Below are 13,095 nucleotides of genomic sequence, written 5' to 3'. Positions count from 1 at the left end.
TCGGCGAGACCGAGACTCGAACCCATGACCGAACGTCTACGTGAGCTGAGCCGCGAGGAGTGCCTGCAGATGCTGCAGGCACACAGTGTCGGTCGTATCGCGGTCACCCACCAGGCGCTGCCTGTCATCATCCCCGTCAACTACGTCGTCGACGGCAACACGATCGTCTTCCGCACCCGCCGCGAAGGAATCCTCGGCCGGGCCTGCCGCAGCGCGGTCGTGGCGTTCGAGGTCGACGACATCGCCGAAGACGGCCAGAGCGGCAGCAGCGTCGTGGTCGTCGGCGTCGCTGACCTGCTCGACAGCAGCGAGCAGCTACGGGCCCTGCACAGCGGTCTGGCCAGCGCAGTCGCCGATCAGGCCGACCAGTTCGTGCGCATCACGCCCGGCACCGTCACCGGCCGCCAGGTGCTGCCCGTCAGCGAGCGAGTGCCTGTATGACCGCGACCTCGAGCCGCCGCAACCTGATGCTTGGCCTCGCCACCACAGGCTTCGCCCTGAACTTCTGGGCCTGGGCGTTGCTCAGCCCCCTCGGCGTCCATTTCGCCAAGTCCCTGCACCTGACGAGCTTCCAGCAGGCGCTGCTGGTAGCCGTCCCGGTCGTCGTCGGCTCGCTCGGACGGATCCCGGTCGGCGCGTTGACCGACCGCTTCGGCGGCCGCGTGATGTTCCCGGTGGTCAGCGCCGCCACGATCGTCCCGGTGCTCTTCATCGGGTTCCTCGGCTACCACTCCTACGCGGCCATGCTCGTCGGCGGCTTCTTCCTGGGCATCGCCGGCACCGCGTTCGCCGTCGGCGTGCCCTTCGTCAACGCGTGGTTCCCGCCGGAGCGGCGCGGCTTCGCCGTCGGCATCTTCGGCATGGGCATGGGCGGCACCGCCATCAGCGCGCTGACCACCGTGCGGCTCACCGACCACCTCAACCTGCAGACGCCGTTCGCCATCGTCGCGGGCGTGCTGGCGGCCTACGGCATCGGCGCGGCACTGCTGCTGCGTGACGCCCCCGGCCGCACCGCCCCGGCGGGATCGGCGGTCAGCCGGCTCGCGGCGGCACTCAAGCTGACCGTCACCTGGCAGGCCGCGGCCCTGTACGCCGTGGGCTTCGGCGGCTACGTCGCCTTCAGCGTCTACCTGCCGACCTACCTGAAGAACGTCTACGCGCTGACACCCAACGACGCCGCGACCAAGATGGCCGGCTTCGTCGTGCTCGCGGTGCTGGTGCGCCCGGCAGGTGGCTGGCTGTCCGACCGGATCGCAGCGACCCGGGTGCTCGCGGTCGCATTCGGCATCGTGACCGTGACGGCCGCGGTGCAAGCGACCACGCCGGCACTGCAGCCCACCGCGACCATCGCGTTCCTCACGATGGCGGCCGCCCTCGGGCTGGCGAGCGGCGCAGTGTTCGCACTCGTAGCCCAGCAGGTGCCCGCTCAGCAGGTGGGCGCGGTGACCGGGTTCGTCGGCGCGGCCGGCGGTCTCGGCGGCTTCGTGCCCCCGCTGTTGATGGGCAGCGTCTACGAGGAGACCGGCTCCTACGCCGGCGGCCTGATAGGGCTCGCGATCATCGCGGCGCTGATGGCGATGTTCGCCACCTCGCGCCGCTCATCCAAGAGGACCCGCTCGCGCGTGAGCGCGGTCACCGGCAAAGCGTCGTCAGTCGGCTGACGGCCCCCACCTCCCCGGGAGATCACCGATGGACTTCACCTCCTCGTCGCGCAGCCTCGAGCTGCAGGAGCGACTCACCGCCTTCATGAACGAGTGCGTCTACCCGGCGGAGCCGGTCTATGCGCGGCGCCGCGCCACCTACACGGACCCCCACCGGGTGCCGACCATCGTCGAGGAGCTGAAGGTCGAGGCCCGTTCGCGCGGGCTCTGGAACCTCTTCCTGCCCGACGTGTCCGGGCTGACCAACGTCGACTACGCGCCGCTCGCCGAGATCACCGGTCGCTCCCCCGCGCTGGCGCCGGAGGCCACCAACTGCTCGGCCCCGGACACCGGCAACATGGAGATCCTGCACCTGTTCGGCACCGAGGAGCAGAAGCGTGAGTGGCTCGACCCACTGCTCGACGGGCAGATCCGGTCCTGCTTCGCGATGACCGAGCCGGCGGTCGCCAGCTCCGACGCCACCAACATCGCCACGACGATCCGGCGCGACGGTGACGACTACGTCATCACCGGGCGCAAGTGGTGGACATCGGGTGCGGCCGATCCGCGGTGCGCGGTCGCCATCGTCATGGGCGTCACCGACGACGGCGCCGGGCCGCACAACCGGCACTCGATGATCCTCGTGCCGATGGACACCCCCGGCGTCATCCTCGAGCGATCGCTGCCCGTCTTCGGTTACCAGGACCAGGCCGGGCACTGCGAGGTCACCTTCGACCACGTCCGCGTCCCGGCCCGCAACCTGCTCGGCGTCGAGGGCGGCGGTTTCGCGATCGCCCAGGGCAGGCTCGGCCCGGGCCGCGTCCACCACTGCATGCGCGCGATCGGGATGGCCGAGCGCGCGCTCGAGCTCATGTGCGACCGGGCGACGTCGCGGACGGCGTTCGGCGGCTCGCTCGCCGACAAGGGTGTCGTGCGCCGCTGGATCGCCGAGTCGCGCGTCGAGATCGACCAGGCCCGGCTGATGGTCCTCAAGACCGCCTGGCTGCTCGACACCGTGGGCGCCAGGGGTGCGCGCGTCGAGGTGTCGGCCATCAAGGCGCTGGTGCCCAAGATGGCGCTCGGCGTCATCGACCGCGCGATCCAGGTGCACGGCGGCGCCGGTGTCAGCGCCGACACCCCGCTCGCGGAGATGTGGGCCGCCTGCCGCACGCTGCGGATCGCCGACGGGCCCGACGAGGTGCACTTCGAGTCGGTCGCCCGCCAGGTGCTGCGCAACCGCGCGGCCTCCCAGGCGCCCGCACCCAAGCGCCTGGCCCACGCCGGCTGAGCGCCATGATGGGGCGATGCCCCGTCACGAGCGCTCGTCGTCGATCGTCGGTCTGAGCGGCGCCATGCGCGCGCGGGACGTCTCCCGGCCCCGGCCTGCCGACCTGGCGGCTGCCGAACGCCTCGTCGAGACGGTCCTCGCCGAGCGCGGATCGGCTAGTGCGCCTGCTCGTAGTCGCGCAGCTGGCCGATCCGGCGCACGTGACGAGGGTCGCCGCTGAACGGCGTCGCGAGCCACACGTCGACGAACGTGATCGCCTGCTCCGCGTCGTACATCCGCGCGCCGAGGCTGGCGAGGTTGGCATCGTTGTGCTCGCGAGCGAGCCGCGCGGTCTCTTCGCTGAACAGCAGCGCGCAGCGCGCGCCGGCCACCTTGTTGGCCGCGATCGCCTCGCCGTTGCCGGACCCGCCGATGACGATGCCGAGGCTCGACGGGTCCGCCACGGTGCGCTCGGCCGTCGCCAGGCAGTAGGGCGGGTAGTCGTCGTCGGGGTCGTAGTCGGCCGGGCCGCAGTCGACCGGGTCGTGACCGGCCGACCGCAGATGGTCGAGAAGTCGCTGCTTCAGCTCGAAGCCGGCGTGGTCGGAGCCCAGGTAGACGCGCACCCGCGCAGTCTCCCAGGCATGCTGGCCGAGTGGTCAGCGTGCTCGGAGTCGACGGCTGCCCGGGCGGCTGGATCGGGGCGCGGCTCGATGGCGCTGCCGTGACCTGGCACCTGCTTCCGGACGCGACGTCGGTGCTCGCTCTCGCAGTCGACGCCGTCGCCATCGACATCCCGATCGGCCTGCCCGACCACGCAGCGCGCGCCTGTGACACGGCGGCGCGGCGGCTGCTCGGCCGGCGCGGCACCACGGTCTTCACCGCGCCGGTGCGCGCGGTGCTCGACGCGACGTCGTACGCCGAAGCCTGCGAGCTCTCCCGGCGGCAGGCCGGGCGCGCGATCTCGCGCCAGACGTGGGCGATCGTGCCGCGGATCCGCGACGTCGACGAGGCGCTCGGCGAGCGCACCGACGTCCTGGAGGTCCACCCGGAGGCGTCGTTCCGGACCATGACCGGCCGCGACCTGCCCAGCAAGCACGGCAGTCCCGGGATTGCCGCGCGGATCGCCGCACTGCAGACCTGGCTGCCGGCCGTGCTCACCGATCTCGAGCGGCTGCCCGCCGGGCCGCGGCTCGACGACGCGCTGGACGCACTCGCGGTCGCCTGGACCGCGCGGCGCTGGACGCAGGGTGTCGCGACCGTGCTCCCCGACCCCGCACCGGCCGACGCCCGAGGCCGGCCGATGCGGATCGTCGTCTAGGTCCTCAACGCTGCAACGACTTCGGCTGCAGGAACTCCTCGATGCCGTAGGACCCGAGCTCGCGGCCGACGCCGGACTGCTTGTAGCCGCCGAACGGCGCGATCGGGTTGAACCGGCCGCCGTTGATGTCGATCTGCCCGGTGCGGATGCGGCGGGCGACCGCGATGGCCTTCTCCTGCGTGTCGGCCCACACGCCGCCGGCGAGCCCGTAGATCGAGTCGTTGGCGATACGCACGCCGTCGTCCTCGTCCTCGTAGGCGATGATCGACAGGACCGGCCCGAAGATCTCCTCCTGGGCGATCGTCATCTCCGGGCGCACATCGGCGAAGACCGTCGGGCGCACGAAGTAGCCCTTGGCCGGCGACTCCGGCGCTTCCGCCCCGCCGGTCACGATGCGGGCGCCCTCGTCGAGCCCCTTCTGGATGTAGCCGCGCACCCGATCGCGCTGCGCGGCCGACACCAGCGGGCCCAGCCGGGTCGCGTCATCGAACGGGTCGCCGACCGTGTAGCCCTCGGCCGCCTGCGCGGCGAGCTGCACGGCCTCGTCGTAGCTGTCCTTGTGCACGAGCATCCGGGTCCACGCCGTGCAGGTCTGGCCGGAGTTGAGGTAGCAGTTGCCGACGCCGACGGCGACCGCCTTGGCCAGGTCGGCCCCGGGCAGGATCAGGTTCGCGGACTTGCCGCCGAGCTCGAGCGCGACCTTCTTCACGTTGCCGGCGGCCAGCTCGCTGACCCGCTTGCCGGCCCGGGTGGACCCGGTGAACGACACCATGTCGATGTCGGGGTGCGCGGCGATCGCCTCACCGACCGTCTGGCCGTAGCCCGGGACCATGTTGAACACACCCGCCGGCAGCCCGACCTCGTGGATGACGTCGGCGAGGACGTACGTCGACAGCGGCGCCACCTCGGTCTGCTTGAGCACCACGGTGCAGCCAGCCGCCAGCGCCGGGCCGACCTTGGCAACGACCTGGTGCAGCGGGTAGTTCCACGGCGTGATGCAGCCGACGACGCCGAGCGGTTCCTTGACGACCAGCGAGTTGCCGATCTCCTCCTCGAAGGGGAACGTCGGCAGCAGCTGCGCGCAGCTGGCCAGCGTCGCGATCGGCAGCCCGGCCTGCACGGTGGACGCGATCTTCATCGGCGCGCCCATCTCGGTCGCGATCGTGCGCGCGACCTCGTCCATCCGCGCGGTCAGCGCCTCCTGGAGGCGGGCGATGTACTTCGCACGCTCCTCCGCGCTGGTGGCCGACCACGCAGGCAGCGCGGCCTTCGCGGCCGCCACCGCGCGGTCGACGTCGGCGGCCGTCCCGGAAGGGATCGTGGCGAAGACCTCTTCGGTCGTCGGGTTCTCGACGTCGATCGTCTCGTTGCCGGTCGAGCGCACCCAGGCACCGTCGATGTAGATGGTGTCGCGACTGGCGATGTCGGTCACAGCCCTCTCCTCACGCGCGGGGGACGTCCCTTCTTCGCACCCTACGCGCTACTCGAACGACGGTTTCCGGTCGCGAGTGCGCTTCAGCTCGAAGAACCCGTCGGTGTTGGCGACGAGCAGCACGCCGTCCCACAGCCGGCCCGCCGCCTCGCCCCGCGGGATCGGCGTCACGACCGGGCCGAAGAACGCGGTGTCGCCGACCGCGATCACCGGCGTACCGACCTCGAGGCCGACGCGGTTCATGCCGTCGTCGTGCGATGCGCGCAGGGCATCGTCGTACTTCTCGCTGTCGGCGGCCTCCACCAGCGACTCCGGCAGGCCGGCGTCGGCGAGCGCGGCCTTGACCGTGTCGAGCTCGCGGGGCTCGTGCCGGTTGTGGAAGCGGGTGCCGAGGGCGGTGTAGAGCGGCAGCACGATCTCCTCGCCGCACTCGATCCGGGCGGCGGTGCAGATGCGCACCGGCCCGATCGCCCGGCGCATCGACTCCTTGTAGTCGGGCGAGAGGTCGCGCCCCTCGTTGAGCATCGACAGGCTCATCACGTGCCACCGGGTCGTGACGTCACGCACCTGCTCCACCTCGAGCACCCATCGTGACGTGATCCAGGCCCACGGGCAGATGGGGTCGAACCAGAAGTCGATCTCGCTTGCGCTCACAACCAAACCGTACGTCGGGCGCGAGCGAGAGGGGTAGTCGGCCTCGCTGCGTGAAACACTCCCCCACCGTGAGCGACAACAACATCACCCGTGACGAGGCGCGCGCCCGGGCCGCGCTGCTCAACGTCGCGTCCTACGCCGTCGACCTCGACCTTCGGGGGGCCGGAAGCGGCGACCGAACGTTCCGGTCCGAGACCACGGTCGCCTTCACCTGCACCGAGCCCGGGGCTTCGACCCACATCGACATCACGGCCGACCGCATCGTCGAGGCGACCCTGAACGGCCGCCCCATCGACGAAAGCGCCTTCACCGGCCACCGCCTGCAGCTCGACGGTCTCCGCGAGTCGAACGAGCTGCGCGTGGTCGCCGACTGCGTCTACATGCGGACCGGCGAAGGGCTGCACCGGTTCATCGACCCGGTCGACGACGGCGTCTACCTCTACACGCAGTTCGAGACGTTCGACGCGCACCGGATGTACGCGTGCTTCGACCAGCCCGACCTCAAGGCGTCGTACGAGTTCCGCGTCATCGCGCCCGCCGACTGGGTCGTCGTGTCCAACACGCAAGCCCGGGTCGAGGACGCCGCCGGCGGTGGAAGCCGCTGGCTGTTCACGCCCACCGCGCGGATGTCGACCTACATCACCGCGCTGGTCGCGGGTCATTACCACGCGGTGCACGACGAGCATGACGGCATCCCGCTCGGCATCTACTGCCGCCGGTCGCTCGCCGAACACCTCGACGCCGAGGAAATCTTCACCGTCACCAAGCAGGGCTTCGACTTCTTCCACCAGCTGTTCGACTACCGCTACGCGTTCGGCAAGTACGACCAGTGCTTCGTGCCGGAGTTCAACGCCGGCGCGATGGAGAACGCCGGCTGCGTGACGTTCCTCGAGGACTACGTCTTCCGGTCGAAGGTCACCGACGCGTCCTACGAGCGGCGGGCCGAGACGATCCTGCACGAGATGGCGCACATGTGGTTCGGCGACCTCGTGACGATGCGGTGGTTCGACGACCTGTGGCTCAACGAGTCGTTCGCGACCTATGCCAGCGTCGTCGCGCAGGTCGAGGCGACCCGCTGGACGCACGCGTGGACGACGTTCGCGAACGTCGAGAAGACCTGGGCCTACCGGCAGGACCAGCTGTCGACGACGCACCCGATCGCCGCGGACATCGAGGACAACGACGCGGTCCGCACGAACTTCGACGGCATCACCTACGCCAAGGGCGCGTCGGTGCTCAAGCAGCTGGTGCACTGGGTCGGGCCCGAGCCGTTCTTCCACGCGATGCGCAGCTACTTCCGCGACCACGAGTACGCCAACACCACGCTGCGCGACCTGCTGGTCGAGCTCGAGCAGGCCTCCGGGCGCGACCTGTCCGCCTGGTCGAAGGAGTGGCTGGAGACCGCGGGCGTCAACACGCTGCGGGCGCGGTTCGACGTCGGCGCCGACGGCACGTTCGGCTCGTTCGCGGTCGAGCAGGAGGCCCCGACGGAGTACCCCACGCTGCGCTCGCACCGGCTGGCAATCGGGCTCTACGACCGCACCAGCGAGGGGCTGCTGCGACGGGAGCGCGTCGAGCTCGACGTGACGGGCGCCACGACCGAGGTCCCGCAGCTCGCCGGCAAGCGGGTGCCCGACCTGCTGCTGATCAACGACGACGACCTCACCTACGCGAAGATCCGGCTCGACGAGCGGTCGCAGCGCACGCTCATCGAGCACATCGGCGAGCTGCGCGACTCGCTGCCGCGGGCGCTGTGCTGGACGGCCGCGTGGGACATGACCCGCGACGCCGAGATGGCGACCCGCGACTACGTCGACCTCGTGCTCGCAGGTGTCGGCGCGGAGTCCGACATCGGGCTCGTGCAGTCGTTGCAGCGGCTGGCGAAGGCCGCGCTGGACACCTTCACCGAGCCGGCCTACCGGCCGGTGGGGCTGCGCAAGCTCGCCGACGCGTCCCGGCAGTTCCTGTACGACGCGCCGGCGGGCACCGACCACCAGCTGTCGTGGGTGCGCACGTTCGCCTCGGCAGCGCACGGCGACGACGACATCGCGCTGCTGCGAAGGCTGCTGTCGGGTGAGCGGCACGTCGACGGGCTGACCGTCGACACGGAGCTGCGCTGGCACCTGTTGCACCGGCTCGTCGCGCTCGGCGCCGCCGGCGAAGCCGACCTGCAGGCCGAGCTCGCGCGCGACAACACCGCGCAGGGCCGCCGGCACGTCCGGGCCGCCCGCGCCGCGATGCCGACCGCCGAGGCGAAGCGGCAGGCGTGGGAGCTGGCGTTGTCCGACGAGCTGCCCAACGCCGAGCACGCCGCCGTGATCGGTGCGTTCATGCAGCCCGACCAGATCGAGCTGCTGCGGCCCTACCGCGACGCCTACTTCGCCGCGCTGCCCGACGTCTGGGCGCGGATGACGAACGAGATGGCGCACCAGGTCGTGGTCGGCCTCTACCCGTCGCTGCTGGTCGAGCAGGAGACCATCACGGCGACCGACGAGTGGCTCGCGGCCGTGCGGCCCGAGCCGGCGCTGCGGCGCCTGGTTAGCGAGGGCCGCGACGCCGTGGCCCGGGCGCTGCGCGGGCGGGAGCGCGACGCCGCGTCTGTCTAGCCTGCTCTGGCCCGGCGCTACTGCTCTACGTGGACGCGGCCGGCGATGTCGGCCATCATCCGCAGGCCGGTCACCACGCCCCCGACGAGGTCGCCACCGGAGAACGTCGACGCCATCGACATCGCGGCCAGCGCACAGTTGCGGTCGTTGAGCCGCCGGCCCGACTCGGCGCCGGTGACGATCTCCATCTCCCGGTCGCCGGGCGAGACGCAGATCAGCACCCCCGCGGGCGCGCTGTCGCCGAGCGCTGCGTGCAGCCTCTCCGCGTAGGTGCGGATCGGTCGGTCGACCGGCCCGACGAAGACCGAGAAGTGCAGCCCGGTGTCGCGGCTGGCCGAACTCAGAGCCTGGCTCATCTCGCGGACCTGCGCGTCGGTGAACCCGTCACCACTCGGCACGTGCGCCACCCTTCGACGTGACACCGGCGCGCGCCCCGCGCAGCGCCTCCTCGGGATCGTCCGGCCCGCCGAACCACAGCGGGTCGTGGTGCCACGGCTTGCCCGGGCGGTAGCGCGGGGCCCGCAGCATGGCCGGCAGCAGCACGAACGTGCAGATGCCGAGGAAGACGAGGAGCGGCACGGCGACGTAGACGCCGACGACGTACCACGGGCCGATGTGCGAGGGGATCTCGCCGTCGTCGCGGGCGAGGGCCGGCGTCGCGAGCAGCAACGGAATCGTCAGGCCCGTGATCACGGCGGTCGCGCGCCGGATGGTGCGGTGGGTCACGGCGGAAACGGTACCCAACCCCTCCTGGCTCGGCGCGCAAGGGCGGCACGTCGACCCCCGCGCGACGCGCCGCCCGGTCGGGTGCTTCGACGCGATCAGAGATGTTCCTGCATCAGCGCGACCACACGTCGTACGCCGGGGTCGGCACGCAGGTCCTCGACGGTGAGCGGCCGGCCCTCGGCGTCGGCAATCGGCAGCCGCCAGTTCGGGTACTCGTCGACGGTGCCGGGCAGGTTCGGCTGGCGCAGGTCGCCCACGGCGTCGCCCGGGGCGACCGCGACCAGGCGGCACGGCGTGCGGGTCAGTGCCGCGTGCATGGCGAGGAGCAGCTCGTCACGGGTGGGGTCCGCCCCGACGAGGCCGTTCGCGCGCAGCAGCTCGCACAGCTCGGCCAGCTCCACCGCCGCCGACTGCCGCTCCTCCTCGACGGGTCGGGCCAGCTGGTGCAGCTCGTCGCGCACCCGCACGTGCTCGCCGACGAGGAAACCGGCGGCGGTCGGCAGGTCGTGGGTGGTGATGCTGGCCAGCGCGAGCTCACGCCACTCCTCGAGCGGCCGCCGGCCGCCCTCCTCGCCGGTGTCGGGGTCGACCGAGCGCTCGAACCACAGCACCGCGCTGCCGAGGATGCCGCGGTCGGCGAGCTCCCGCTGGACCCGCCGCTCGACCGTGCCGAGGTCCTCGCCGATGACCAGGGCCCCCGCCCGATGGGCCTCGAGGGTGAGGACGCCGAGCAGCGCGTCGGCGTCGTAACGCACGTAGGTGCCCTCCGCCGGACTCCTCCCGGCCGGCACCCACCACAGCCGGAACAGGCCCAGGATGTGGTCGACCCGCAGCCCACCGGCGTGCCGGAGGACGGCGCGCAGCAGGTCGCGGTAGGGCCGGTAGCCGACATCGGCGAGCCGGTCGGGCCGCCAGGGCGGCAGGCCCCAGCCCTGCCCTTGCTGGTTGAACGCGTCGGGTGGCGCGCCCACTGTCGTGGTCACCGCCAGCAGGTCCTGCAGCGCCCAGGCGTCCGCCCCGCCGGGGTCGACCCCGACCGGCAGGTCGTGGACGACGCCGACCGGCATGCCGCTGCGCTCGGCCGCATCTTCGGCCGCGGTGAGCTGCTGCTCGCACAGCAGCTGCAGCCAGGCGTGGAAGTCGATGCGGTCACGCAGCCGCCCTCGGGCCAGGATGACGGCCGGAGCGTCGGGGTGCCGCAGCTCCTCGGGCCACTGCTGCCACTGGCTGCCGTGCTGCTCGGCGAGCGCGCACCAGGTGGCGAAGGCCTCGAGGTCCGAGCCCTCCCGCTGCCGGAACTCCTCCAGCGCGCCGGGCGGCTCGGGCGCTTGGACCCACAGCAGCTGGAGAGCTTCACGCTTCGCCGCCCAGCAGGTGTCCCGGTCGAGCCGGTCGCCCTGGTTACGGGCCTGCTGCCGCGCGGCCAGGACGTCGATGCGCCGGCGTACGCCGGCGGGTGCGGCGGCATAGCGGGCGGTGTCTTCCACCCGCAGGTAGAGGGGATTGGCGAACCGCCGGCTCGCCGGGTAGTACGGCGATGGCTGCAGCGGCGGCACCGGCGAGACGGCGTGCAGCGGGTTGCACAGCAAGAAGCCGGCGCCGTCGGCCGCGCTCCAGCGCACGAGATCCGCCAGGTCGGCGAAGTCGCCGATCCCCCAGGACCGCGCGGACCGCACGGCGTAGAGCTGCAGCATCCAGCCCCACGCCCGGGTCAGCCGCGGGGGCAGCTGCAGCCGGTCAGGGGCGACGATGACGGTCGCCGTCGCGGTCTGGTCCCCCGCCGAGGCTTCCAGCCGGTGGTAACCCAGCGGCAGGTCGGGCGGCAGCACGAGCGTGCGGGTGCCGACCGCGCGGCCATCGACCTCGACCGGTGCGACGTAGGCCGTGCGCCACGTCAGGCCGGCACCTTCGTCGCCGCTCTCCAGCACGAGCCGCACCCGGGGGGCGCGGTCGTCGACGGGGTGCAGCTCGACAGCGGCGCCGACGCCTTGGCGGACGACGACGGTCGGCGGCAGCAGCCGGCGGTATGGCGCCAGCCGCGCATCCTCGAGCGCGGCGGCCAATGCCGCCGGCGTCGACGCGTCGACGCCGAGCGCGGCCAGGGTCGCGACGACGCTGTCGCGGCCGACCCGGACCAGCCGGTGCTGCTGGTCCTCGTAGTCCGTCGCCACACCGTGCAGCCCGGCCAGCCGCGCCAGGTCCGGTTCGACCGGCCCGCTCACCAGATGTCCGGGCGGCGGTCGCGCCAAGGCCGGGCCGCCTCGAGCTGCGCGGCCAACGACAGCAACAGCCCCTCACCGGCCGGGCGCCCGACGAGCTGCACGCCGACCGGCAGCGCCTCGTCGGTCCAGTGCAGCGGCAGCGAGATCGCCGGCTGCCCGGTGATGTTGAACGGCGCACAGTACGGCGAAAAGGCCTTCTGCGCTTCGAAATCCGCTGCCGGGTCGTCGTCGTTGCGAATGCCTCCGACCGGTTGCGGGAGGTCGGCGAGTGTCGGCACGAGCACGGCGTCGTAGCCGCTCATCGTCACGAGCGCGTCGTGCGCGGCGAGCCGGGCGGCCATCAGCGCGGCCATCAGCTGCTGCCCGCTGAGCCCCTGACCCTGAGCGCGGGTCCATCGGGTCAGCGGCCGCAACCGCAGCTCGGCCTCGGACGTGATCGGCATCGCGGCCGCGCCCGCAGCCCACATCGCCTCGAAGTGCGGGACGACACCGGGGTCGAAGGGGCAGGGCACGTCTTCCACGTGGTGACCCAGTGCCTCGAGAAGCTCGCCGGTGCCCTCGAAAGCGGCGACGACGGCCGGGTGCGGCACGACGTCGGCCAGCACGGGGGTCATGAAGCGACCGATGCGTAACGGCACCGGCGCGCGACGGGCGTGTTCGAGGAACGTCTCACCGGGCGGCAGCGGCGGTGCCCACCAGGGGTCGCCGACCGCTGGCCCGGCCGTGACGTCGAGGAAGGCCGCCGCGTCGGCGACGGTTCGGGCCAGCACGCCGTGGCAGGCAAGCATCGCGACGTCGGCGCTGCGCGGCCCGTTGGAGACCCGGCCCCGCGACGGCTTGAACCCGACCAGCCCGCAGACGCTCGCCGGGGTGCGCACCGAGCCGCCACCGTCGTTGCCGTGGGCGAGCGGCACCAGCCCGGCGGCGACCGCGGCGGCCGCTCCCCCGCTGGACCCGCTCGCCGACAGCGACAGGTCCCAAGGCGTGCGGGCGGGTGGCGCGACGTCGGGCTCGGTGTAGCAAGGCAGGCCGAACTCCGGCGTGCTGGTCTTGCCGAGCATCGCCGTGCCGCCCGCGCGCAGGCGGGTGACGACGTGGTCGTCGATGTCGGCCACGGCGTCGGTGAAGGCGGCGCTGCCGAACGTCGTGCGCACACCCGCGGTGCGGGTCAGGTCCTTGATCGCGACGGGTACGCCGTGCAGCGGCGACAGGTCATCGGCAGTGCCG

The 13,095-nt window shown here is 72.3% G+C and carries 12 protein-coding genes; 5 read left to right on the top strand and 7 right to left on the bottom strand.

Going from position 1 to position 13,095, the window contains the following annotated elements:
* Positions 1-24: 24 nt before the first annotated feature.
* The 3 genes from VFJ21_02675 to VFJ21_02665 are packed head-to-tail and all read left to right on the top strand — an operon-like array spanning position 25 to position 2,928.
* Positions 25-441 (top strand): pyridoxamine 5'-phosphate oxidase family protein, encoded by a 417-nt coding sequence (locus tag VFJ21_02675; protein HET7406028.1) that lies wholly within the window; start codon positions 25-27, stop codon positions 439-441.
* Positions 438-1,661, top strand: coding sequence for a NarK/NasA family nitrate transporter (locus tag VFJ21_02670; GenBank protein HET7406027.1), 1,224 nt, complete (start codon positions 438-440; stop codon positions 1,659-1,661). Before VFJ21_02675 ends, VFJ21_02670 begins: the two co-directional genes overlap by 4 nt.
* A gap of 28 nt (positions 1,662-1,689) precedes the next feature.
* Positions 1,690-2,928, top strand: coding sequence for an acyl-CoA dehydrogenase family protein (locus VFJ21_02665; protein HET7406026.1), 1,239 nt, complete (start codon positions 1,690-1,692; stop codon positions 2,926-2,928).
* A 155-nt stretch (positions 2,929-3,083) separates the two neighbouring features.
* On the opposite strand, the gene VFJ21_02660 is transcribed toward VFJ21_02665, so the two are convergent.
* Positions 3,084-3,533, bottom strand: coding sequence for a ribose-5-phosphate isomerase (locus VFJ21_02660; GenBank protein HET7406025.1), 450 nt, complete (start codon positions 3,531-3,533; stop codon positions 3,084-3,086).
* A gap of 29 nt (positions 3,534-3,562) precedes the next feature.
* Here VFJ21_02660 and VFJ21_02655 point away from each other — a divergent pair, with 29 nt between their 5' ends.
* Positions 3,563-4,228, top strand: coding sequence for a DUF429 domain-containing protein (locus tag VFJ21_02655; GenBank protein HET7406024.1), 666 nt, complete (start codon positions 3,563-3,565; stop codon positions 4,226-4,228).
* 4 nt (positions 4,229-4,232) lie between these two features.
* On the opposite strand, the gene VFJ21_02650 is transcribed toward VFJ21_02655, so the two are convergent.
* Both VFJ21_02650 and VFJ21_02645 read right to left on the bottom strand, forming a co-directional pair.
* Positions 4,233-5,660 (bottom strand): aldehyde dehydrogenase family protein, encoded by a 1,428-nt coding sequence (locus VFJ21_02650; protein ID HET7406023.1) that lies wholly within the window; start codon positions 5,658-5,660, stop codon positions 4,233-4,235.
* A gap of 48 nt (positions 5,661-5,708) precedes the next feature.
* Positions 5,709-6,314 carry a DsbA family protein gene (locus VFJ21_02645; GenBank protein HET7406022.1) on the bottom strand — a complete coding sequence of 202 codons (606 nt, stop codon included), beginning with the start codon at positions 6,312-6,314 and terminating at the stop codon, positions 5,709-5,711.
* 68 nt (positions 6,315-6,382) lie between these two features.
* Here VFJ21_02645 and pepN point away from each other — a divergent pair, with 68 nt between their 5' ends.
* Positions 6,383-8,920: an aminopeptidase N gene (gene pepN, locus VFJ21_02640; GenBank protein HET7406021.1), complete on the top strand. Its 2,538-nt coding sequence runs from the start codon at positions 6,383-6,385 to the stop codon at positions 8,918-8,920.
* A 17-nt stretch (positions 8,921-8,937) separates the two neighbouring features.
* On the opposite strand, the gene VFJ21_02635 is transcribed toward pepN, so the two are convergent.
* From VFJ21_02635 to VFJ21_02620, 4 genes are all read right to left on the bottom strand, one after another.
* Positions 8,938-9,318, bottom strand: coding sequence for a DUF5130 family protein (locus tag VFJ21_02635; protein HET7406020.1), 381 nt, complete (start codon positions 9,316-9,318; stop codon positions 8,938-8,940).
* The gene (locus tag VFJ21_02630) at positions 9,305-9,646 is read right to left on the bottom strand and encodes a hypothetical protein (protein HET7406019.1); all 342 of its coding nucleotides are present in this window, start codon (positions 9,644-9,646) and stop codon (positions 9,305-9,307) included. The genes VFJ21_02635 and VFJ21_02630 overlap by 14 nt, the downstream gene beginning before the upstream one ends.
* 95 nt (positions 9,647-9,741) lie before the next feature.
* Complete coding sequence (malQ, locus tag VFJ21_02625; GenBank protein HET7406018.1) at positions 9,742-11,868, bottom strand: 4-alpha-glucanotransferase; 2,127 nt, start codon at positions 11,866-11,868, stop codon at positions 9,742-9,744.
* The coding region (locus VFJ21_02620; protein HET7406017.1) for an amidase at positions 11,865-13,095 on the bottom strand (1,231 nt) is incomplete at its 5' end. The genes malQ and VFJ21_02620, both read right to left, overlap by 4 nt.

The organism is Mycobacteriales bacterium (genome assembly GCA_035690485.1).
GTDB lineage: Bacteria > Actinomycetota > Actinomycetes > JAFAQI01 > DASSKL01 > DASSKL01.
The sequence above is the reverse complement of the archived record's forward strand: the minus strand, read 5'-3'. Positions and strand labels throughout refer to the sequence as shown.